This window comes from Bradyrhizobium ivorense, assembly GCF_900696085.1.
GTDB classification, from domain to species: Bacteria; Pseudomonadota; Alphaproteobacteria; order Rhizobiales; family Xanthobacteraceae; genus Bradyrhizobium; species Bradyrhizobium ivorense.
This window is the reverse complement of the sequence record NZ_CAADFC020000012.1, coordinates 37,144-57,309: the sequence shown is the minus strand read 5'-3', so window position 1 is coordinate 57,309 and position 20,166 is coordinate 37,144. Positions and strand designations below refer to the sequence as shown.

Below are 20,166 nucleotides of genomic sequence, written 5' to 3'. Positions count from 1 at the left end.
GGGACTCTCCACGAGTCGGTCGTTCACCGTTTTCGCGGTGACAGCCCCTCACCCCACCCTCTCCCCGCAAGGACGGGGAGAGGGAGAAACAAGTTCGCCATCATCGGATCCGCCCTCCGTCGAGGGGGGCAATAGCCGAATCGTGAAAAACAACCCCATGCAAAGTAGCCGGCGGCGGTCGTTCGACCCGGACACTGTCCGAAAAGGCCGCTTGACACGTCGGGCAACTCACCTGTAACCTTCCAATATTCCGAAATCGTGCAATCGGCCATCGCCCCGGTGTCTTCGTCCGGAAGGCCGGCTAACTAGCTGTTCTCCACCAGGAACTCGACGCGTTCGGCGGCGAAGCGGGAGCGCTTGGTCACCAGCGGCTTGTCGGCGGGATCGACGTCGGTGGCGTCGACCACCAGCACCGGGCGGCCGAGCGCCAGATCGAGCCGCGCGGCGTCGGTGGCGTCGGCGATTGCCGCGGTGATGCGGGTGGTGGAGCGCCGGTAATCCCTGATCCCGTAATGCGCCAGCAGCTTGGTCATCGAGCGGACGTTGGCGAACACGCTGCCGGCGTCGGGAAAGCGCTCGGCCGACAGCCAGGTGGTGGAGACGCAGATCGGCGTGCGGTCGGCGAGCCGCACCGATTCGATCCGGACCAGCGGCGCGCCGGGTTTCAGGGCGAGCTCGCGCGCGATCTCGCGGGTCGCGATGTCGTCGCCGGCTTCGATCAACTGCCCGCGCGGCTCGTGGCCGCCGGCGCCGACGATCTCGGAGAACCGGGTGCGTGAGCGCAAGGGATAGGCGAGGCGCTGCGCCTCGACATAGGTGCCGCTGCCACGCTCGGCACGCACCAGGCCGCGCTCCGCGAGCGCTGCGATCGCGCGCCGCACGGTGTGGCGGTTGACCCGGTAGGTTTCGGCGATCTCCATCTCGCCGGGCAGCTTTTCGCCCGCGGCGAAGCGGCCGTCAGCGATGCCGCGCTCGATGCCGTCGGCCACCTGCCGCCACAAGGCGACACCGGAACTTTCCTGCATGCTCATGCCGCGGTGATATCCAGAAATCGTCGGCTTGTCACGAAACAGTCATGGCAGTTGGCTATCAAGTTGTCTATTATCATAGACAACTTGATTCAGGCAAGCTTGCCCCAAGGGTTGTACAAGGGTTGCGGATGGACAGCAGCGGACGGAACAGCAAACAGGCCGAGCGCAAGGCCGCGATGGCGGTGCTGGCGCATTCAGCCGCTGCCGCGATCGCCGGCCATCTCGCCGATGTTGCAGTGCCCGCGCACGAGAACCTGCGCGAGCCGGAGAATGGCCTTGTGATGCTGCGCGGCCGGATCGGCGGCGATGGCGCGCCGTTCAATCTCGGCGAGGCGACGGTGTCGCGTGCCGCGGTGCGGCTTGCGACCGGCGAGGTCGGCTTCGGCTACACGCTCGGCCGCGATGCCGAGAAGGCGCGAATGATCGCGCTGTGCGACGCCTTGGTGCAGTCGGCGGATTGCGCCGGTGAGGTAGAGGCCAAGGTGATCGCGCCGCTGCGCGCGGCGATGATCGCCAAGCGTGACCGCAAAGCCGAGGAGACCGCGGCGACACGGGTCGATTTCTACACCATGGTGCGCGGTGAGGGGTGATGCGATGACGACAGTTGCCGAACTGCCCGCTGGCTTTGCCGACAAGGTGTTGTCGGCGCAGTCGACCTTCCGCTCGGTGATGGACGCGATGGCCCGTCCCGGCAGCGTCCAGCGCGTCACCGCGAGCGTCGGCACGCCCGCAGGCCTGATGCGCGGCGCAGCCGCGATCGCGCTGACGCTGTTCGATCACGACACGCCGATCTGGCTCGACGCCGCGATGTCGGCGACGCCTGACATCGCGCGCTGGCTGAAGTTTCACGCCAGCGCACCCGTGATCGAGGAGCCCTCGATCGCGAGCTTTGCGCTGATTGGCGACGCCGAGCACTTGCCGCCGCTCGACCGCTTCGCGTTCGGCAGCAGCGAATATCCGGATAGGTCGACCACGCTGATCCTGCAGGTCGAAAGCCTGACCCACGGCCCGGCCTTCGAGCTGAAGGGCCCCGGCATCGACGGCAGCGCGCTGCTGCAGGCGATGATCCGGCCGCGCGATCTGTTCGCTCGGCTCGCCATCAACGAAGCTCTGTTCCCGCGCGGCATCGATGTCGTGCTGGTGCATGACGACAGCATTGTCGCGATCCCGCGCACCACGCGGCTGGTCGCAAGCGGAGTGTAAGCGATGTATGTAGCCGTCAAGGGAGGCGAACGCGCCATCGAGAACGCCCATCGCCTGCTCGCGCATGAGCGGCGCGGCGACCGCGATGTGCCGGAGGTGACGCTGGCGCAGATTTCCGAGCAGCTTGCGCTCGGCGTCGACCGCGTCATGACCGAAGGCTCGCTCTATGACCGCGAACTCGCGGCGCTGGCGATAAAGCAGGCGCGCGGCGACATGATCGAGGCGATCTTCCTGGTCCGCGCCTTCCGCGCCACGCTGCCGCGCTTCGGCGCCAGCGAGCCGGTCAACACCGGCGAGATGCGGGTGCGGCGGCGCATTTCCTCGACCTTCAAGGACATCCCGGGCGGCCAGATCCTGGGGCCGACCTTCGACTACACCCATCGCCTGCTCGATCCGCAGCTCGCCGAAGGCTTTGTGCCGGAGCAGCCGGCCACCGCCGAGGCACCGCAGACCCCAGCGCCGCGGGTCACCGACATTCTCGGCCGCGACGGCCTGATCGAATCCTCGCCGCAGGCGGAGCCGGATGCGCCGGTCAGCGACCTCACGCGCGAACCGCTGAGCTTCCCCGCCGACCGCGATCTGCGGCTGCAGAATCTGGCGCGCGGCGACGAAGGCTTTCTGCTCGCGCTCGGCTATTCGACGCAGCGCGGCTATGGCCGCAACCATCCGTTCGCCGGCGAGATCCGCTTCGGCGAGGTCGAGGTCGAGTTCTTTGCCGAGGACGCCGGGTTTGCCGTGCCGCTCGGCGCGATCGAGCTGACCGAGTGCCAGATGGTCAACCAGTTCAAGGGCTCCGCGACCGAGGCGCCGTGCTTCACCCGCGGCTACGGCCTCGCCTTCGGGCAGAGCGAGCGCAAGACCATGTCGATGGCGCTGGTCGACCGCGCGCTGCGCGCGCGCGAGCTCGACGAGGAAGCCAAGTCGCCGGCGCAGGACGAGGAGTTCGTGATGTCGCACTCCGATAACGTGCAGGCAACGGGCTTCGTCGAGCATCTCAAGCTGCCGCATTACGTCGACTTCCAGTCCGAACTCGGCCTGTTGCGCAAGCTGCGCCAGGAATTCGCCGAAGCCAATCAGGCCCCGGAACTGCGGGAGGCCGCGGAATGAACGCGCCGACGTACAACTTCGCCTATCTCGACGAGCAGACGAAGCGGATGATCCGCCGCGCGATCCTGAAGGCGATCGCGATCCCCGGCTATCAGGTGCCGTTCGCCAGCCGTGAGATGCCGATGCCCTATGGCTGGGGCACCGGCGGCGTGCAGGTGACGGCGGCGATTCTCGGTCCCGACGACGTCTTGAAGGTGATCGACCAGGGTTCGGACGACACCACCAACGCGATCTCGATCCGAAAGTTCTTCGGCAAGACCGCGGGTGTCGCCACCACGACCTCGACCACGGACGCGACCGTGATCCAGACCCGGCACCGTATCCCCGAGGCTGAGCTGCATGCCGGGCAGGTGCTGGTCTATCAGGTGCCGATCCCGGAGCCGCTGCGCTTCCTCGAGCCGCGCGAGACCGAGACGCGGCGCATGCATGCGCTCGCCGAATACGGCCTGATGCACGTCAAGCTGTACGAGGACATCGCGCGCTTCGGTCACATCGCGACCGCCTACGCCTATCCCGTGAAGGTGAATGCGCGCTACGTGATGGACCCGTCGCCGACGCCGAAATTCGACAATCCGAAGATGGACAATTGCGCGGCGCTGCAGCTGTTCGGCGCGGGCCGCGAGAAGCGCATCTATGCGATCCCGCCCTACACCACCGTGGTGTCGCTGGATTTCGAGGACCACCCGTTCACGCGCTACCGCTTCGATGCGCCCTGCGCGCTGTGCGGCGCCGACAATTCCTATCTCGACGAGATCGTCACCGACGACAGAGGCGGGCGGATGTTCGTCTGCTCCGACACCGATTTCTGCGAGCAGCGCCAGGCCGCTGGCCATCACGGCACCGAGAGCGCGGCGCCGCACAAGGAGAAGGCGCATGTCTGAGCCGTCCCATCTCGACAACGACGAGCCGCTGCTGGTCGCCGAGGGGCTTGCCAAGAATTACGGCCCGATCGCCGCCTGCCGCGAGGTCTCGTTCGCGCTCTATCCGGGCGAGGTGCTGGCGATCGTCGGCGAATCCGGCTCGGGCAAGTCGACGCTGCTGCAACTGCTGTCGGCACAGCTCGCGCCGAGCGCGGGCCGGGTATCCTACCGGATGCGCGACGGCGTGCTGCGCGATCTCGCCGGGCTCGGCGAGGCCGAGCGGCGCTTTTTGTTCCGCACCGACTGGGGCTTTGTGCACCAGGATCCGGCGCAGGGGTTGCGCATGGCGGTCTCGGCCGGCGCCAATGTCGGCGAGCGGCTGATGGCGGTGGGATGGAATCACTACGGCCGGACTCGCGACACCGCCTCGACCTGGCTGGAGCGGGTCGAGATCGATGTCGGCCGCATCGACGATGCGCCAAAGACCTATTCTGGCGGCATGCGGCAGCGGCTGCAGATCGCGCGCAACCTCGTCACCGAGCCGCGGCTGGTGTTCATGGACGAGCCGACCGGCGGCCTCGACGTTTCGGTGCAGGCCCGACTGCTCGATTTGATGCGCAACCTGGTCAGCGAGCTCGGCCTTGCCGCGATCGTCGTCACCCACGATCTTGCCGTGGCGCGGCTGCTGTCGCACCGCGTGATGGTGATGAAGGGCGGCCGCGTCATCGAGACCGGCCTCACCGACCAGGTGCTCGACGACCCGCGCGAGCCCTATACCCAGCTGCTCGTTTCCTCGATTCTTCCGCCATGAGCGTGCCAATGACCGCAATGATCGAACTCACCGACGCCCAGAAGACCTTCACCATGCATCTGCAGGGCGGCGTCGAGCTGCCGGTGGTGCGCGGCGTCTCGTTCCACGTCGGACCGGGCGAATGCGTGGTGCTGTCCGGCCCGTCGGGCGCCGGCAAATCCTCTATTCTCAAGATGATCTTCGGCAACTACCGCTGCGACAGCGGCCGCATCGGCATCCGCCACCGCGGCAGCGTGATCGATCTCGCCACCGCCGAGCCGCGCCAGGTGTTGAGCGTGCGCCGCTCGACCATCGGCTATGTCAGCCAGTTCCTGCGCGCGGTGCCGCGGGTCGCGACCATCGACGTCGTCGCCGAGCCCTTGATCGTCAACGGCGTGGCGCGCGAGGAAGCCCGGGCCCGTGCTGGGGCGCTGCTGCGCCGTCTGAACATCCCGGAGCGTCTCTGGTCGCTGCCGCCGTCGACCTTCTCCGGCGGCGAGCAGCAGCGCGTCAACATTGCGCGCGGCTTCATCTCCGACCTGCCGATTTTGCTGCTGGATGAGCCGACCGCGTCGCTCGATGCGGCGAATCGCGCAGTTGTCGTCGAACTGATTGCCGAGAAGAAGACCCGGGGCGTCGCGATGGTCGCGATCGTCCATGACGACGAAATCCGCCATCTGATCGCTGACCGCATCGTCGACGTCACCTCGTTCGCCGCTGCTGCCTGAAGGACCGTTTGCAATGACCGCCAAGCAAGACACCATCATCGGCAACGCTCGGCTCGTCCTCGCCGATCGCGTGATCGAGCACGGCTGGGTCGCCATTGCCGGTGGCAGGATCGCGGAGTTCGGCGAGGGCAGGGCGCCCGAGACGGCCGAGGATGCCGGCGGCGATCTGATCATGCCGGGCCTGATCGAGCTGCACACCGACCATCTCGAGATGCACTACGTGCCGCGGCCAAAGGTGTTCTGGAATCCGGTCGCCGCCGTGATCTCCTATGACGGCCAGCTCGCCACGTCAGGTATCACCACGGTGCTGGATTCGCTCCGGGTCTGGCGCGAGGACGGCGCCGAGGAGGTCGACGGCCGCGCCGGCGTACTGGCGGCGGCGATCTCCGCCGCGCGCGAGGAGAACCTGTTGCGGGCCGATCACTTCCTGCATCTGCGCTGCGAGGTGCCGATGCCCTCGGTGGTGGAGGAAGCCAAGGAGCTGATCGGCCGGCCCGACGTGCGGCTGATGTCGCTGATGGACCACACGCCGGGCCAGCGCCAGTTCCGCGACGAGGTCAAGCTGCGCGACTATTACCGCGGCAAGGGCGGCGGCATGACTGACGCCGAGCTCGACGTGCTGTTCGCGCGCCGCTTCGACTATCAGAAGCAGTATGCCGCGACCAACGTGCGGGCGATCGTCGCGCTGGCGCAGCAGTACGGCATCCCGCTGGCGAGCCATGACGACACCACCGATGAGAACGTGACCGATGCGATCAACGACAAGGTCGCGGTCGCGGAATTCCCGACCACGATGGAGGCCGCGCGCGGACTGCATGCGGCCGGCATCGACGTGCTGATGGGCGCGCCCAACGTGGTGCGCGGCGGTTCGCATTCCGGCAACATCGCAGCGGTCGATCTCGCCCATGAGGGGATGCTCGACATCCTGTCGTCGGACTACATTCCCTCGAGCCTGCTGATGGCGGCGCTGCAGCTGCCAAAGCACGTGGCAGCGATCGATCTCGCTTCCGCGATCCGCACCGTGACCAAGACGCCGGCCGAGGCTGTCGGGCTGTCGGATCGCGGCGAGATCGCGGTCGGCAAGCGTGCCGACCTGATCCGTGTCCACATCGCGCGCGACCTGCCGGTGGTGCGCAGCGTCTGGCGCGAGGGAGGGAGGGTCGCGTGACGGATACCTCCGTGATCGCCGAGCCTCATGCAGGTGGAATTGGTCCGGGCCGCCTCGTGCTGGTGGTCGGGCCGAGTGGCGCCGGCAAGGATACGCTGCTGGGGCTGGCGAAAGCGGTGTGTGCCGACAGCAGCGACATCGTGTTTCCGCGTCGCCTGATCACCCGCGAGGCCTCGGCGTCGGAAGATAATCAGCAGGTCAGCGCCGAGGCGTTCCAGCTTGCCGTCGCCGGTGGCGACTATGCCATGCACTGGGAAGCCCATGGCCACCGCTACGGGCTGTCGCGGGCGATCGACGACGACATCCGCGCCGGCCGCACCGTGATCGCGAACGTCTCGCGCACCGTGATCGCGGCGGCGCGGCGCAGTTACGCCAACGTCGCCGTGGTCTCGATCACCGCGCCGCCGGACGTGCTCGCCGCGCGGCTTGCGGCACGGGCGCGCGCCAGCGACGGCTTGCTCGCGCAGCGGCTGGCCCGCACCGTCGACGAGACGACGGCCACGCCCGACTTCACCATCGTCAATTCCGGCAGCGCCGACTATCACGCGCGGCAGCTGGCGCGCATCATCAGGGGCGAGCGCTGGGACCCCGGCAACGAAGGAAAGGACGCGAATGTCGGTGATTGAAACGATCGAGCAGCTCGAGGCGATCTACGGCTTCCCGAACGATGCGTCGACCGTCAAGGTCGCCGATCACGTGACGCCGCTCTACCGCGTGCTGATCGAGAAATCACCGTTCGTGTCATTGGCGACATCAGGGCCGGAGGGGCTCGACTGCTCGCCGCGCGGCGACCTGCCGGGCTTCGTCCGCGTTCACGACGCCAAGACGCTGATGATGCCGGACCGCCGCGGCAACAATCGCTGCGATTCGCTGCGCAACATCGTGCGCGATCCCCGCGTCGGGCTGTTGTTCCTGATCCCGGGCTCGGGCAGCACGCTACGCGTCAACGGCCGCGCCTACGTCACGGCCGAGCCGGACTTGCTGGCCTCGTTCACGATGGAGGGCAAGACCCCGCGCACCGTCATCGTGATGACCGTGGACGAAATCTACTTCCAGTGCGCCCGCGCCATCGTGCGCTCCGATCTCTGGAATCCCGACAAGCGGGTCGATCCAAAAGCGTTGCCAACGCCGGGCCAGATCCTCGCCGAGATGAGCGAGAACACGGTCGGCGGCGACAAATACGACCGCGAATGGCCGGAGCGCGCGCGGCAGACGATGTGGTGATTGTCCGTCGTCATTGCGAGCGAAGCGAAGCAATCCATTGTCACCGCATGCGCCGAAGCATGGATTGCTTCGTCGCTATCGCACCTCGCAATGACGGGTGAGGCAGCCCGGCTTACCCGGCCTTTTATTTCGCCTGTTCCTCGAACGCTTTCAGCGACACCAGTGCGATCTCGCGCAGCGCGGTGCGGTCGGCGCCGGAGGAGGCCATCACGCACATGCCTGAGGTGACGGCGGAGAGATAGCGCGCCAGCGCGGCCGGATCGGCGCCCTCGCCGAGATCGCCTTCGGTCTTGGCCTGGACAAAGCGTTCACGCAGCTGGTCTTCAGTGCGGTTGCGGCGCGCCGCCAGCTCGAACGGCACGTTGGCCGAGCCGGTGCCGCAGGCGAGGCCGCCCTGCACCAGCAGACAGCCGGGCGGGTTGGCGGGGTCGGTCTGGGCGTCCGCGTGCTCCATCAGGAAGCGTTCGGCGACCGCGCGGGCGGTGGGGGCGCTCAGCACCTTTTCCATCCAGGCGTCGCGCTTCTCGGTGTAGCGGTCGAGCGCAGCCTTGAGCAGGCCCTCCTTGCTGCCGAACGCGGCATAGAGGCTCGGGGGATTGATGTGCATGGCTTCGGTGAGCTGCGCGATGGTCGCGCCCTCGTAGCCGTGCCGCCAAAACACCTCCATCGCCTGATCCAAGGCGGCATCCGCGTCGAATGCGCGGGGGCGTCCCATTCCCATTTCTTAAGCTCCCTAAGCCCGGGTGCCGTTTCTGCGACGGCTGATCCCTAGCCTATCCTGTTGTTAGATGTGACGTTTTTTCCCGGCTTCTCATTTCCCCACGAATGCGCTAAGAAATTCATAGTGTCCGATACATAAGTATCTTGCGGACCGGCGTCCAGCTCCACATCTGTAGCAAGCACTACAGATCGCTTTGGAGCGCGCTCATGCCTTCGTCAACCAAAAATCCCCGTTCCGGCCGTTTCCGATCCATCGTCGGCGGTGTCGTGGTCCTCGGCACCCTTGCGGTGGCCGGTTCGGTCACGACCGGCCGCTATTTTCATGCCGCGCAGGCGACCGCCACCGCCGCGCCGGCCGAACAGGCGGTGCCGGTCACCGTCGCCGTGGTCCAGCCGCGCCCGACCACGCTGTTTGAAGAGTTTTCCGGCCGGCTCGAGGCGGTCGACCGCGTCCAGCTGCGGCCGCGGGTCGCCGGCGCGATCCTTTCGACCAACTTCACCGAAGGCGCGCTGGTGAAGGCGGGCGACGTCCTGTTCAAGATCGATCCGGCGCCTTATGCCGCCGAGGTCGACCGCGCCCAGGCGCAGCTCGAGGCCGCCAAGGCCCGCGTGGTGTTCACCACCAGCGAGGTCGAGCGCGGCGCGCAGCTGGTCGGCAATAACATCGTGACCAAGCGCGACTTCGACCAGCGCGACAACGCCAATCGCGAGGCGATCGCCAATGTGAAGGCCGCGGAAGCCGCGTTGCAGACCGCCAAGCTCAATCTCGACTACACCGAGGTGCGCGCGCCGGTCGATGGCCGGGTCGGGCGGATCGAGGTCACCGTCGGCAACCTCGTCGCCGCCGGCACCTCGTCGCCGGTGCTGACCTCGCTGGTCTCGGTCAATCCGATCTACGCGAGCTTCGATGCCGACGAGGAGGTGGTGCTGCGCGCGCTGAACTCGATCGCGGATGCCTCCGGCAAGCGCGGCAATCTCGACCAGATCCCGGTCGAGATGACGACCTCCGGCGGGCTCGGCGCCAAGGGTCACATCCAGCTGATCGACAACCAGGTCAACGGCCAGAGCGGCACCATTCGTGTCCGCGCCACCTTCCGCAACGATGACGGGCGGCTGATCCCCGGGCAGTTCGCGCGCGTGCGCATGGGCCAGCCGAAGCAGCAGACGCTGGTCCTGATCGACGAGCGCGCCGTCGGCACCGACCAGGACAAGAAGTTCGTGATGGTGGTCGGCGACGACAGCCGCGCGCTGTATCGCCCGGTCACGCTCGGCGGTGCGGTCGACGGCCTGCGGATCGTGACCGCCGGCCTGAAGTCCGGCGAGCGCATCGTCGTCAACGGCCTGCAGCGGGTGCGTCCCGGCGCGCTTCTGAAACTCGAAGTCGCCGAGATGGGCGCCCGCGGCATGAAACAGGCATCTACCGAAACCAACCAGCACGTCGCGCAGCGGTAAAGCATGATCCGGAAAAGTGGAAACCGATTTTCCGAAAAGATGATGCTCAACTGAACCTACTGCGCGCGGGGGCGGACCCATGAATCTCTCAAAGTTCTTCATCGACCGGCCGATCTTCGCCGGCGTGCTATCGATCCTGATCTTCCTTGCCGGGCTGATTTCGCTGTTGGCGATGCCGATCTCGGAATATCCCGACGTGGTGCCGCCATCGGTCGTGGTGCGCGCAACCTATCCCGGCGCCAACCCGAAGGTGATCGCCGAGACGGTCGCGACCCCGATCGAGGAGCAGATCAACGGCGTCGAGAACATGCTCTATATGTCGAGCCAGGCCACCACCGACGGCGCGATGACGCTGACGGTGACGTTCCGGCTCGGCACCGACCCCGACAAGGCGACGCAGCTGGTGCAGAACCGGGTGCAGCAGGCCGAGCCGCGGCTGCCGGCGGTGGTGCGCCAGCTCGGCATCATCACCAAGAAGAGCTCGCCCGACCTCACCATGGTCGTGCACCTGCTGTCGCCGAACAACCGCTACGACATGACGTATCTGCGCAACTACGCGGTGCTCAACGTCAAGGACCGGCTGGCGCGGATCGACGGCGTCGGCGACGTCCAGCTCTACGGCGCCGGCGACTATTCGATGCGGGTCTGGGTCGATCCGCAGCGGGCCGCCGAGCACGCGCTGACCGCGAACGACATCGTGAAGGCGATCCAGGCGCAGAACGTCGAAGCCGCCGCCGGCGTGGTCGGCTCCTCGCCGAGCGTCAAGGGCATCGACCTGCAGCTCTCGGTCAATGCCGAGGGCCGGCTGTCGACCGAGGAGCAGTTCGGCGACATCGTGGTCAAGACCGGAGCGGCGGGCGAGGTGGTGCGGCTGCGCGACGTCGCCCGCATCGAGCTCGGCGCCTCCGAATACGGCCTGCGCTCGCTGCTCGACAACAAGCAGGCGGTGGCGATCCCGATCTTCCAGGCGCCCGGCTCCAACGCGCTGCAGATCTCGGACAACGTCCGCGCCACCATGGCCGAGATCAAGAAGAACATGCCGGAGGGCGTGTCCTACCAGATCGTCTACGACCCGACCCAGTTCGTACGCTCGTCGATCGAGGCCGTGATCCATACGCTGCTCGAAGCGATCGCGCTGGTGGTGCTGGTGGTGATCCTGTTCCTGCAGACCTGGCGCGCCTCGATCATTCCGCTGCTCGCCGTGCCGGTGTCGATCGTCGGCACCTTCGCGGTGATGCATGTGTTCGGCTTTTCGATCAACGCGCTCAGCCTGTTCGGCCTGGTGCTGGCGATCGGCATCGTGGTCGACGACGCCATCGTCGTGGTCGAGAACGTCGAGCGCAACATCGAGTCCGGGCTGTCGCCGCGCGACGCCACCAACCAGGCGATGCGCGAGGTGTCCGGCCCGATCATCGCGATCGCGCTGGTCCTGATCGCGGTGTTCGTGCCGCTGGCCTTCATCTCCGGCCTCACCGGGCAGTTCTACAAGCAGTTCGCGCTGACGATCGCGATCTCGACCGTGATTTCCGCGGTCAACTCGCTGACGCTGTCGCCGGCACTATCGGCGCTGCTGCTGAAGGGACATCACGAGCCGAAGGACCGGCTGACGCGGATCCTGGAGAAGACGCTCGGCTGGTTCTTCCGCGGCTTCAACAAGGTGTTCGTGAAGTCGTCGGCGAATTACGGCCGCACCGTCACCAAGGTGATCTACGGCAAGGCCATCGTGCTCGGCCTCTATGTGCTGTTGATCGGCCTCACCGGCGTGCTGTTCAAGCAGGTGCCGAGCGGATTCGTGCCGGGCCAGGACAAGCAATACCTGGTCGGCTTCGCCCGGCTGCCCGACGGCGCGACGCTCGACCGCACCGAGGAGGTGATCCGCAAGATGAGCGACATCGCGCTGACGCAGCCCGGCGTCGAGAGCTCGGTGGCGTTCCCCGGCCTGTCGATCTCCGGCTTCACCAACTCCTCCAATGCCGGCATCGTGTTCTCGACGCTGAAACCGTTCGACGAGCGCAGGGATCCGGCGCTCAGCGGTCCTGCGATCGCGGCCGAGCTGAACAAGAAATATGCCGGCATCCAGGAAGCCTTCATCGCCATGTTCCCGCCGCCGCCGGTCAACGGCCTCGGCACCATCGGCGGTTTCAAGCTGCAGATCGAGGACCGCGCCGGCCTCGGCTATGAGGCGCTGAACGACGCGACCAAGGCGTTCATGGCGGCGATGCAGAAGGCGCCGGAGATCGCCGGCGTGTTCTCGAGCTTCCAGGTCAACGTGCCGCAGCTGTTTGCCGACATCGACCGCACCAAGGCGTTGCAGCTCGGGGTGCCGGTGACGGAGGTGTTCAACACGCTGCAAATCTATCTCGGCTCCTACTACGTCAACGACTTCAACAAATTCGGCCGCACCTATTCGGTCTATGTGCAGGCCGACGCGCCGTTCCGCGCGCGTGCCGACGACATCAGACAGTTGAAGGTGCGCTCGTCGTCCGGCGACATGGTGCCGTTGTCGGCGCTGCTGAAGGTGCGCCAGAGCGCGGGTCCGGAGCGCGCGATCCGCTACAACGGTTTCCTGTCGTCCGACATCAACGCCGCCGCGGCGCCCGGCTATTCCTCCGGCCAGGCGCAGGAGGCGGCGACGCGGATCGCGGCCGAGGTGCTGCCGCCCGGCTTTGCCTTCGAATGGACCGACCTGACCTATCAGGAGTTCATCGCCGGCAATTCCGGAATCTGGGTGTTCCCGCTGGCGATCCTCTTGGTGTTCCTGGTGCTCGCCGCGCTCTACGAGAGCCTCGCGCTGCCGCTCTCGATCATCATGATCGTGCCGATGGGCCTATTGGCGGCGATGTTCGGCGTCTGGCTGTCGAAGGGCGACAACAACGTCTTCACCCAGATCGGCCTGATCGTGCTGGTCGGACTGTCGGCCAAGAACGCGATCCTGATCGTCGAATTCGCGCGCGAGCTCGAATTCGCTGGGCGCTCGCCGATCAGAGCCGCGATCGAGGCCAGCCGCTTGAGGCTGCGGCCGATCCTGATGACGTCGATGGCGTTCATCATGGGCGTGCTGCCGCTGGTGCTCTCGACCGGCGCCGGCTCGGAGATGCGGCGCGCCATGGGCGTCGCGGTGTTCTCCGGCATGATCGGCGTCACGATCTTCGGCCTGTTCCTGACGCCGGTGTTCTATGTACTGCTGCGCACGCTCACCGGCATGAAGCCGCTGACCCAGCACGGCGAGGCGACCATTCCCGGAAAAGCGCACGCGGCATGATGCCGCGTGCGCGTCAGACAAAAACGAGAGCCTCGGTCCCGACGTCAATCAGGACCGAGGCTCTCGTTCACGATGTTTTCAAGAGATTTTACGCCGCGATATCGAGCAGCAATTGTGACGAGCCGCGGATCAGCATCTTGCGGCCCGCGGGCGTCAACGCATACGCTTCTCCCCGCACCGCAACAAAGCCAAGCGTGACAAGGCTGTCGACCGCAAACCGGTTCAGACGTGAGGGGTTTGCTGCGGGAGCCCGCAGCGCTTTCAACGCATCCCACTGATCTGGTCTGAGTTCGAGTTCTTCGCTCATGGGTCTGGGCACTCCAATTTCTGGCCAGCCAGATACAGAGCGCAGATGAATTTCGTGCGACCACAACGAGTCAGGATTTCGATTTATGTGGACGCCTCGTCACATCGCCGTGTCATTGGAATGTTTCAAGTTTTTCGAATCGTTGCGGCGCAATGACGCGTGATCTCGCCGCAGAGATGAACCGCGCCGTCACACAGGTTAATCCTGCGGATTAACCTGTGTTATCGCGTGGATGAACCGGCTTAACCGCGCCGCACGCTGGCGCCGCCGTCGACCGGCAACGTTACACCGGTAACGAAGCTGGCTTCATCCGATGCAAGAAACAGCGCAGCGTTGGCGACGTCCCAGCCGGTGCCCATCTTCTTCCGCAGCGGCACCTTGCTGTCGCGCTCGGCCTCGACCTCGGCGCGGCTCTTCTTGAATTCGCGCGCGCGGGTATCGACCGCCATCGGCGTGTTCATCAAGCCCGGCAGGATCACATTGGCGCGAATGCCGTATTGCGCGTTCTGATAGGCGAGCTGTTCGGTGAAGGCGATCATCGCCGATTTCGTCGCCTTGTAGGCGACGTAAGGATAGGTGGTGATCGCGGCCATCGACGAGATGTTGATGATCGAGCCGCGCTGCTGCTGGCGCATGATCGGGATCACATGCTTGGCCGCGAGGATGCAGCTCTTCAGATTGATCGCGACGCAGCGGTCGAACGCTTCCTCGGTGATGTCGAGCAGTTCGGCGTCGCCGCCGGACAGGCTGACCCCGACATTGTTGTGCAGGATATCGACACTGCCCCAGCGGCCATGCGCGTCCGCCACCATCGCCTTGAGGTCGGCATTTTTGGTGACGTCGGCCTTGAAGGCGACCGCAGTGCCGCCCTTGGCCGCGATCAGGTCGACGGTCTCCTGCGCCGAGTCCAGATGGTGATCGACGCACAGCACCTTGGCGCCTTCGCGGGCGAAGGTCAGCGCGGTGGCGCGGCCGTTGCCGATGCCCTCGCCGGGGCTCTGTCCGGCGCCGACCACGATGGCGACGCGATCTTGCAGGCGCATCTCACTTCACTCCAGGGATCGGGTACTGCTGCAGTACCTCTTTGTAATAGGGTTCGTTGTCGATCTGCATGGTGGCGAGCACGCGCACCACGGCGCAGTAGAACGCGATGGTCAGCACCAGGTCGGTCATGTGCTCGTCGGAGAGCTGCTGCTTGATCTCGGCGAAGGTCGCGTCCGACATCGCAAGCTCGCGCACCATCTCGCGGGCGCCTTTCAGGATCGCTTTGGCGAGAGGCTCGAGCTTCGACGGCTTGCCTTCAGTCTCCGCCATCAGGCCGGCAATGTCCTCGTCGGTGACGCCGAACTCCTTGCCGATCTTCACATGGTGGGTGAACTCGTATTCCGACTTCTCCAGCCAGCCGACCTGCAGGATCGCCAGCTCGCGCAACCGCGGATCGAGCTTGCTCTTGAAGCGGATAAAGCCGCCGACGCCGTTGAAGGCGCGCGCCATGTCCGGCGAGTTCACCAAGAGCTTGTGCAGATTGGTGTTGCGCTTGAGCATGTCGCGATACTCGGGGGCGACTTGCTCGGCTTCGAGATAGGGCAGGCGGGCCATTGTTGTTGTCCTTGTTCGGCGGCTTGCGGGAGGGTGGCTGCGGCTTCAGCCGTAGAGCGCTTTGTGCTCGCTGACGTAATCGGCGTAGGAATCCTTCATGCTGGCGCCGTTGAGCAGCATGGTCGCAACCAGCGTGTTGTCGGCGTCGAACACGGTGGTGCGCACCCACATGCTCTCGGTGCGCTTGCTACCCGAGAGCGCGACCACTTCGCGCTCGGCCCAGTAGGTCTCGCCCGGGAACAGCGGCCCGCGCGTGAGGCGGATCTCCTGGTCGGCGAACAGCCCGACCGCGGGGCCGCGCACCGGCAGCCGGTCCTCGCGCGCCCGGTACTGGAACAGCACGCTCAGCATCTCCATCGGGATGATGGCGCGGCCCCAGGGATTGTGCTCCTGCGCATAATAGGCATCGGAGGGCTCGGTGATCACCTTCAGCTTGTCGGCCAGCGAGAACGGATAGAGGTCGCCCATATGCTGGTCGAAATCCATCCTGATCGGCTGGCGCGCGGTCTTCATCCCGACCTTGATGTCGGCGAGGATCACGGGATCGGCCAGCGGCTTCAACTCGCCGAGCCTTTGGCTCAGCGCGGTCTCCGTGCCGTCGCCGCCGATCGAGGCGGTGCCGCGCAGCACTTCGGTGCCGTCCCGCTTGATCATGCCGATCGTGCAGACGGTCTGGCCGTCTTGCGGCTTCTCGATTTGCGCCTGTACCTCCTCGCCTTCGAACACGGCGTTGCGGTAATGCGCCGACAGGCAACCGGTCTCGAACCAGGTCCGCCCCCAGATCCGCTCGCACAGCGGCGCGAACTGGCTGAAATGCGTCGGGCCCTCGATGGTGCCGCCGCGGAAGCCGAGCTTTTGCGCGGTTGCGTCGTCGTGGATCGAGGCGTGCGCGTCGTAGGTTTGCGCCTGCAGCATCTGCTTCGGGCGCCGCCACGGCCCGACCAGCAGATTGCCATTTTCCAGGATTTCCGTCGTGAACGCGGTTTCCAGCAGGATCATCCCTGGATCTCCCTTGAGTTTTCCTTTGAGCGCCACCGTTTCAAAGATGCGCGGCCGCGGCAAGGCTCGCATGCGCAACATGAGATATGTGCTGCGGCCATGGAACGGGGCTGTTCATGCATAGCAAAATCAGTGCATGCTGATGCATGATGATGCGCAGAAAATCAGACCGGTGCGGACCGGCGCGAGATTTACGGGGAGCTGCGACTGATGGCCTTGATGGACGTTGGACTGGACGACAAGTACCGGTTGGACAGCAAGCGAATCTTCCTCTCCGGTACCCAGGCGCTGGTCCGACTGCCCATGTTGCAGCGCGAACGGGATCGCGCGCACGGGCTGAACACCGCGGGGTTCATCTCCGGCTACCGCGGCTCGCCGCTCGGCATGTACGATCACGCGCTGTGGCGCGCGAAATCCTTCCTGAAACAGCATGACATCGCCTTCGTGCCCGGCCTCAACGAGGACCTCGCGGCGACGGCGGTGTGGGGCAGCCAGCAGGTCGGCATGTTCCCCGGCGCCAAGGTCGATGGCGTATTCGGCATCTGGTACGGCAAGGGCCCCGGCGTCGACCGTTCGCTCGATGCGCTCAAGCATGCCAATTCCGCCGGCACCTCGCCGAATGGCGGCGTGATCGCGCTGGCCGGCGACGACCATGGCTGCCAGTCCTCGACGCTGGCGCATCAGAGCGAGCAGGTGTTCGCCTCGGCGCTGATGCCGGTGGTCAATCCGGCGACGCTGCAGGACTATCTCGATCTTGGCATCCTCGGCTTCGCGCTGTCGCGCTTCTCCGGCTGCTGGGTCGGCTTCAAGGCGATCTCGGAGACGGTGGAGAGCTCGGCGTCGATTGTCAGCGATCCCGACCGCATCAAGATCATCATGCCCGACGATTTCGAGATGCCGCCGGGCGGCCTTTCGATCCGCTGGCCGGATCCGCCGCTCGAGGCCGAGCGGCGGCTGCACGGGCCGAAGATGCAGGCGATCGCCGCCTTCGCCCGCGTCAACCGCTTCGACCGCATCGTGCTGGACTCCAAGCCGGCGCGGCTCGGCATCATGGCGACCGGCAAGGCCTATCTCGATCTGCGCCAGGCGCTCGCCGATCTCGGCATCACCGATGCCGAGGCGCAGGCGCTCGGCCTGCGCATCTACAAGGTGGCGCTGACCTGGCCGCTGGAAGAGCGCGGCGCACGCGCCTTTGCCGAAGGCCTCAAGGACGTGCTGGTGGTCGAGGAGAAGCGCGGCTTCATCGAGGACCAGCTGGTCCGCATCCTCTACAACACGGACGCTGACAGGCGGCCCTCGGTGGTCGGCAAGCGCGACGAGAGCGGCGCGCCGCTGTTGCCGAGCGAGGGCGAACTGACGCCGACCATGGTCGCGGCAGCGGTGGTGGCGCGGCTGCGCAAGCTCGGACACCGCAGCCCGATGCTGGAGCAGCGGCTGGCAAAACTCGAGGCGTTCGACCGTCCGGCCGAGGGCACCGGCACCGCAAAACTGCAGCGCACGCCGTATTTCTGCTCGGGCTGTCCGCACAACACCTCGACCAAGATTCCCGAGGGCAGCCGCGCGATGGCCGGCATCGGCTGTCACGGCATGGCGCTGTCGGTGCCGAACCGCAACACCCAAACCATCTCGCATATGGGCGCCGAAGGCGTCGCCTGGATCGGGCAGGCGCCGTTCACCGATGAAGCGCATGTGTTCCAGAATCTCGGCGACGGCACCTACACCCATTCCGGCCTTTTAGCTTTGCGGGCCGCGGCTGCGGCTGGCGTCAACATCACCTACAAGATCCTCTACAACGACGCGGTGGCGATGACCGGCGGCCAGCCCGCCGAAGGCGGCTTTACCGTGTCGCAGATCGCGCACCAGGTTGCAGCCGAAGGAACAAAACGGCTCGCGATCGTCTCCGACGATCCGGACAAATATCCCGCCAATTATTTCCCATCGGGCGCCACCATCCATCATCGCCGCGAGCTCGATGCCGTGCAGCGGACCTTGCGCGAGATCGAGGGCCTCACCGTCCTGATCTACGACCAGACCTGCGCCGCCGAAAAACGCCGCCGCCGTAAGCGCGGGCTGTTCCCCGATCCCGCAAAGCGCGTCTTCATCAACGAGCGCGTTTGCGAAGGCTGCGGCGACTGCTCGGTGGCGTCGAACTGCGTCTCGGTGCAGCCGCTGGAAACCGAGCTCGGCCGCAAGCGCCGCATCGACCAGTCGAACTGCAACAAGGATTTTTCCTGCATCGAGGGTTTCTGCCCGAGTTTTGTGATGGTGCAGGATCCGAAGCTGCGCAAGGCCGACCGCAGCGCGGCCGATCCCAAGGCGCTGTTCGCCGACCTGCCGACGCCGCCTGCCGCGGCGCTGACTGCGCCCTACAACATCCTGATCACCGGCATCGGCGGCACCGGCGTCATCACCATCGGCGCGCTGCTCGGCATGGCCGCGCATGTCGAGGGACTGGCCTGCTCGACGCTCGACTTCACCGGCCTGTCGCAGAAGAACGGCGCGGTCATGAGCCACGTCCGGCTGGCGCCGGCGGCCGACATGCTGACGACGGTGCGCATTGCGCCCGGCAATGCCAATCTGATCCTCGGCTGCGACATCGTCGTCGCCACCAGCACGACGGCGCTGAGCCGCGCCGAGCGCGGCGTCACCCGCGCCGTCGTCAATGCCGACCTGCTGCCGACCGCGAGCTTCGTGATCGATCCCGACATCGATTTCGAGGCCAACTCGATGCGCGAGGCGCTGAACGGCGCGGTGACGCCTGCCGATCTCGACATCCTCGATGCCACCGGGCTTGCCACCGCGCTGATGGGCGACAGCATCGCCACCAACGCCTTCATGCTCGGCTTCGCGTTCCAGCGCGGCGCGATCCCGCTGTCGCTACAGGCGATCCTGCGAGCGATCGAGCTCAACGGCGCCGCGATCGAGATGAACAAGACGGCGTTTTCCTGGGGCCGGCTCGCCGCGCACGATCTGCCGCGCGTGGTCAGCGCTGCGCGCTTCAAGAGCGCAGGTGCCGCGCCTGCCAAGCGGACGCTGGACGAAGCGATCGCGTTCCGCGCCAAATTCCTCACCGACTATCAGGACGAGGCGTATGCCAAGCGCTTCCTCGACGACGTCGCGCGCGTCCGCGCCGCGGAGTCCGCGGCTGCGCCCGGCTCGCAGGAGCTGACCGAGGCGTTTGCAAAAGGCCTGTTCAAGCTGATGGCCTACAAGGACGAATACGAGGTCGCGCGGCTCTATTCCGACGGCGAGTTCAGCAAGGCGCTGAGGGAGCAGTTCGAGGGCAATTCCGGCGTGAAGGTGCTGCTGGCACCGCCGCTGCTGGCGCCGCGCGATCCCGTCACCGGGCGGCTGCAGAAGCGCGAGTTCGGCCCGTGGGTGTTCAAGGCGTTCGGCATGCTGGCGGGGCTGAAGCGCCTGCGCGGCACCGCGTTCGACATCTTCGGCTACACCGCCGAGCGCAAGATGGAGCGCGCGCTGCCGGTCGAGTATGCCGCGATGATCCTGCGCCATCTCGGCGGCAAGACGCCGCTCGACCTGCCGCGGCTGGTGGCGCTGGCAAAGGCCGCCGATCTCGTGCGCGGCTACGGCCACATCAAGGAGGCCAACGTCGCCCGCTACCGGACCGAATGCGCGCGGCTGCAGAGCGCGATCGGCCGGCCGCTGGCGCAGGCGGCCGAATAGGGCTTAGGGAACTTCCTCTGGGCCGCTATAGT

Annotated in this window: 18 protein-coding genes; 12 read left to right on the top strand and 6 right to left on the bottom strand. The window is 66.2% G+C overall.

Translation table 11 applies throughout. The features are described 5' to 3' along the window. Positions 1–305 precede the first annotated feature (305 nt). Positions 306–1,031: a phosphonate metabolism transcriptional regulator PhnF gene (phnF, locus tag CI41S_RS16900; protein WP_139860577.1), complete on the bottom strand. Its 726-nt coding sequence runs from the start codon at positions 1,029–1,031 to the stop codon at positions 306–308. A gap of 128 nt (positions 1,032–1,159) precedes the next feature. Between phnF and phnG the strand changes: the two genes are divergently transcribed. From phnG to CI41S_RS16855, 9 genes are read left to right on the top strand one after another with little or no spacing between them, the layout of a single operon-like run. Then, entirely contained in the window at positions 1,160–1,621 is a 462-nt protein-coding gene (gene phnG / locus CI41S_RS16895) for a phosphonate C-P lyase system protein PhnG (protein WP_139860575.1), read from the top strand. Between the two features lie 4 nt (positions 1,622–1,625). Continuing rightward, the gene (gene phnH, locus CI41S_RS16890; protein WP_139860573.1) at positions 1,626–2,234 is read left to right on the top strand and encodes a phosphonate C-P lyase system protein PhnH; all 609 of its coding nucleotides are present in this window, start codon (positions 1,626–1,628) and stop codon (positions 2,232–2,234) included. Between the two features lie 3 nt (positions 2,235–2,237). After that, a complete protein-coding gene (locus CI41S_RS16885) occupies positions 2,238–3,341 on the top strand; it encodes a carbon-phosphorus lyase complex subunit (RefSeq protein ID WP_139860571.1) in 1,104 nt (367 codons plus the stop codon). Further along, positions 3,338–4,222: an alpha-D-ribose 1-methylphosphonate 5-phosphate C-P-lyase PhnJ gene (locus CI41S_RS16880; protein ID WP_139860569.1), complete on the top strand. Its 885-nt coding sequence runs from the start codon at positions 3,338–3,340 to the stop codon at positions 4,220–4,222. Before CI41S_RS16885 ends, CI41S_RS16880 begins: the two co-directional genes overlap by 4 nt. Beyond that, positions 4,215–5,012 carry a phosphonate C-P lyase system protein PhnK gene (gene phnK / locus CI41S_RS16875; RefSeq protein WP_139860566.1) on the top strand — a complete coding sequence of 266 codons (798 nt, stop codon included), beginning with the start codon at positions 4,215–4,217 and terminating at the stop codon, positions 5,010–5,012. The genes CI41S_RS16880 and phnK overlap by 8 nt, the downstream gene beginning before the upstream one ends. An 8-nt stretch (positions 5,013–5,020) precedes the next feature. Next, positions 5,021–5,719 carry a phosphonate C-P lyase system protein PhnL gene (gene phnL / locus CI41S_RS16870; protein WP_172628081.1) on the top strand — a complete coding sequence of 233 codons (699 nt, stop codon included), beginning with the start codon at positions 5,021–5,023 and terminating at the stop codon, positions 5,717–5,719. 13 nt (positions 5,720–5,732) lie between these two features. Beyond that, on the top strand, positions 5,733–6,887 hold the full coding sequence (locus CI41S_RS16865) for an alpha-D-ribose 1-methylphosphonate 5-triphosphate diphosphatase (protein WP_139860562.1): 1,155 nt from the start codon (positions 5,733–5,735) through the stop codon (positions 6,885–6,887). Beyond that, the gene (gene phnN / locus CI41S_RS16860; protein ID WP_139860560.1) at positions 6,884–7,513 is read left to right on the top strand and encodes a phosphonate metabolism protein/1,5-bisphosphokinase (PRPP-forming) PhnN; all 630 of its coding nucleotides are present in this window, start codon (positions 6,884–6,886) and stop codon (positions 7,511–7,513) included. Before CI41S_RS16865 ends, phnN begins: the two co-directional genes overlap by 4 nt. After that, positions 7,500–8,111, top strand: coding sequence for a pyridoxamine 5'-phosphate oxidase family protein (locus tag CI41S_RS16855; protein WP_139860558.1), 612 nt, complete (start codon positions 7,500–7,502; stop codon positions 8,109–8,111). The genes phnN and CI41S_RS16855 overlap by 14 nt, the downstream gene beginning before the upstream one ends. Positions 8,112–8,235: 124 nt before the next feature. On the opposite strand, the gene CI41S_RS16850 is transcribed toward CI41S_RS16855, so the two are convergent. Further along, on the bottom strand, positions 8,236–8,832 hold the full coding sequence (locus tag CI41S_RS16850; RefSeq protein ID WP_139860555.1) for a TetR/AcrR family transcriptional regulator: 597 nt from the start codon (positions 8,830–8,832) through the stop codon (positions 8,236–8,238). A 206-nt stretch (positions 8,833–9,038) separates the two neighbouring features. On the opposite strand from CI41S_RS16850, the gene CI41S_RS16845 reads away from it, so the two are divergent. Both CI41S_RS16845 and CI41S_RS16840 read left to right on the top strand, forming a co-directional pair. Further along, on the top strand, positions 9,039–10,283 hold the full coding sequence (locus CI41S_RS16845; protein ID WP_139860553.1) for an efflux RND transporter periplasmic adaptor subunit: 1,245 nt from the start codon (positions 9,039–9,041) through the stop codon (positions 10,281–10,283). A gap of 79 nt (positions 10,284–10,362) precedes the next feature. Continuing rightward, positions 10,363–13,545, top strand: a complete 3,183-nt coding sequence (locus tag CI41S_RS16840; protein ID WP_139860551.1) for an efflux RND transporter permease subunit — start codon at positions 10,363–10,365, stop codon at positions 13,543–13,545. A gap of 88 nt (positions 13,546–13,633) precedes the next feature. Here CI41S_RS16840 and CI41S_RS16835 read toward each other — a convergent pair whose 3' ends face one another. The 4 genes from CI41S_RS16835 to CI41S_RS16820 form a co-directional block, all read right to left on the bottom strand. Further along, positions 13,634–13,852 (bottom strand): hypothetical protein, encoded by a 219-nt coding sequence (locus CI41S_RS16835; protein ID WP_139860549.1) that lies wholly within the window; start codon positions 13,850–13,852, stop codon positions 13,634–13,636. Between the two features lie 242 nt (positions 13,853–14,094). Beyond that, positions 14,095–14,895 carry an SDR family NAD(P)-dependent oxidoreductase gene (locus tag CI41S_RS16830; protein WP_139860547.1) on the bottom strand — a complete coding sequence of 267 codons (801 nt, stop codon included), beginning with the start codon at positions 14,893–14,895 and terminating at the stop codon, positions 14,095–14,097. Position 14,896: 1 nt separating this feature from the next. Continuing rightward, positions 14,897–15,451 (bottom strand): carboxymuconolactone decarboxylase family protein, encoded by a 555-nt coding sequence (locus CI41S_RS16825; protein WP_139860545.1) that lies wholly within the window; start codon positions 15,449–15,451, stop codon positions 14,897–14,899. A 45-nt stretch (positions 15,452–15,496) separates the two neighbouring features. Then, complete coding sequence (locus CI41S_RS16820; RefSeq protein WP_139860543.1) at positions 15,497–16,450, bottom strand: hotdog family protein; 954 nt, start codon at positions 16,448–16,450, stop codon at positions 15,497–15,499. Between the two features lie 210 nt (positions 16,451–16,660). Between CI41S_RS16820 and CI41S_RS16815 the strand changes: the two genes are divergently transcribed. Further along, on the top strand, positions 16,661–20,134 hold the full coding sequence (locus CI41S_RS16815) for an indolepyruvate ferredoxin oxidoreductase family protein (RefSeq protein WP_139860541.1): 3,474 nt from the start codon (positions 16,661–16,663) through the stop codon (positions 20,132–20,134). Positions 20,135–20,166: the final 32 nt, after the last annotated feature.

Excerpts from the sequence above, each read along its gene's own strand:
- CI41S_RS16815 (WP_139860541.1), top strand. The coding sequence starts at position 16,661 with ATGGCCTTGATGGACGTTGGACTGGACGACAAGTACCGGTTGGACAGC.
- phnG (WP_139860575.1), top strand. The coding sequence starts at position 1,160 with ATGGACAGCAGCGGACGGAACAGCAAACAGGCCGAGCGCAAGGCCGCG.
- CI41S_RS16880 (WP_139860569.1), top strand. The coding sequence starts at position 3,338 with ATGAACGCGCCGACGTACAACTTCGCCTATCTCGACGAGCAGACGAAG.
- CI41S_RS16855 (WP_139860558.1), top strand. The coding sequence starts at position 7,500 with ATGTCGGTGATTGAAACGATCGAGCAGCTCGAGGCGATCTACGGCTTC.
- CI41S_RS16835 (WP_139860549.1), bottom strand. The coding sequence starts at position 13,852 with ATGAGCGAAGAACTCGAACTCAGACCAGATCAGTGGGATGCGTTGAAA.
- CI41S_RS16865 (WP_139860562.1), top strand. The coding sequence starts at position 5,733 with ATGACCGCCAAGCAAGACACCATCATCGGCAACGCTCGGCTCGTCCTC.
- CI41S_RS16850 (WP_139860555.1), bottom strand. The coding sequence starts at position 8,832 with ATGGGAATGGGACGCCCCCGCGCATTCGACGCGGATGCCGCCTTGGAT.
- phnL (WP_172628081.1), top strand. The coding sequence starts at position 5,021 with ATGACCGCAATGATCGAACTCACCGACGCCCAGAAGACCTTCACCATG.
- CI41S_RS16885 (WP_139860571.1), top strand. The coding sequence starts at position 2,238 with ATGTATGTAGCCGTCAAGGGAGGCGAACGCGCCATCGAGAACGCCCAT.
- CI41S_RS16840 (WP_139860551.1), top strand. The coding sequence starts at position 10,363 with ATGAATCTCTCAAAGTTCTTCATCGACCGGCCGATCTTCGCCGGCGTG.
- phnH (WP_139860573.1), top strand. The coding sequence starts at position 1,626 with ATGACGACAGTTGCCGAACTGCCCGCTGGCTTTGCCGACAAGGTGTTG.
- phnF (WP_139860577.1), bottom strand. The coding sequence starts at position 1,031 with ATGAGCATGCAGGAAAGTTCCGGTGTCGCCTTGTGGCGGCAGGTGGCC.
- CI41S_RS16845 (WP_139860553.1), top strand. The coding sequence starts at position 9,039 with ATGCCTTCGTCAACCAAAAATCCCCGTTCCGGCCGTTTCCGATCCATC.
- CI41S_RS16820 (WP_139860543.1), bottom strand. The coding sequence starts at position 16,450 with ATGATCCTGCTGGAAACCGCGTTCACGACGGAAATCCTGGAAAATGGC.
- CI41S_RS16830 (WP_139860547.1), bottom strand. The coding sequence starts at position 14,895 with ATGCGCCTGCAAGATCGCGTCGCCATCGTGGTCGGCGCCGGACAGAGC.
- CI41S_RS16825 (WP_139860545.1), bottom strand. The coding sequence starts at position 15,451 with ATGGCCCGCCTGCCCTATCTCGAAGCCGAGCAAGTCGCCCCCGAGTAT.
- phnK (WP_139860566.1), top strand. The coding sequence starts at position 4,215 with ATGTCTGAGCCGTCCCATCTCGACAACGACGAGCCGCTGCTGGTCGCC.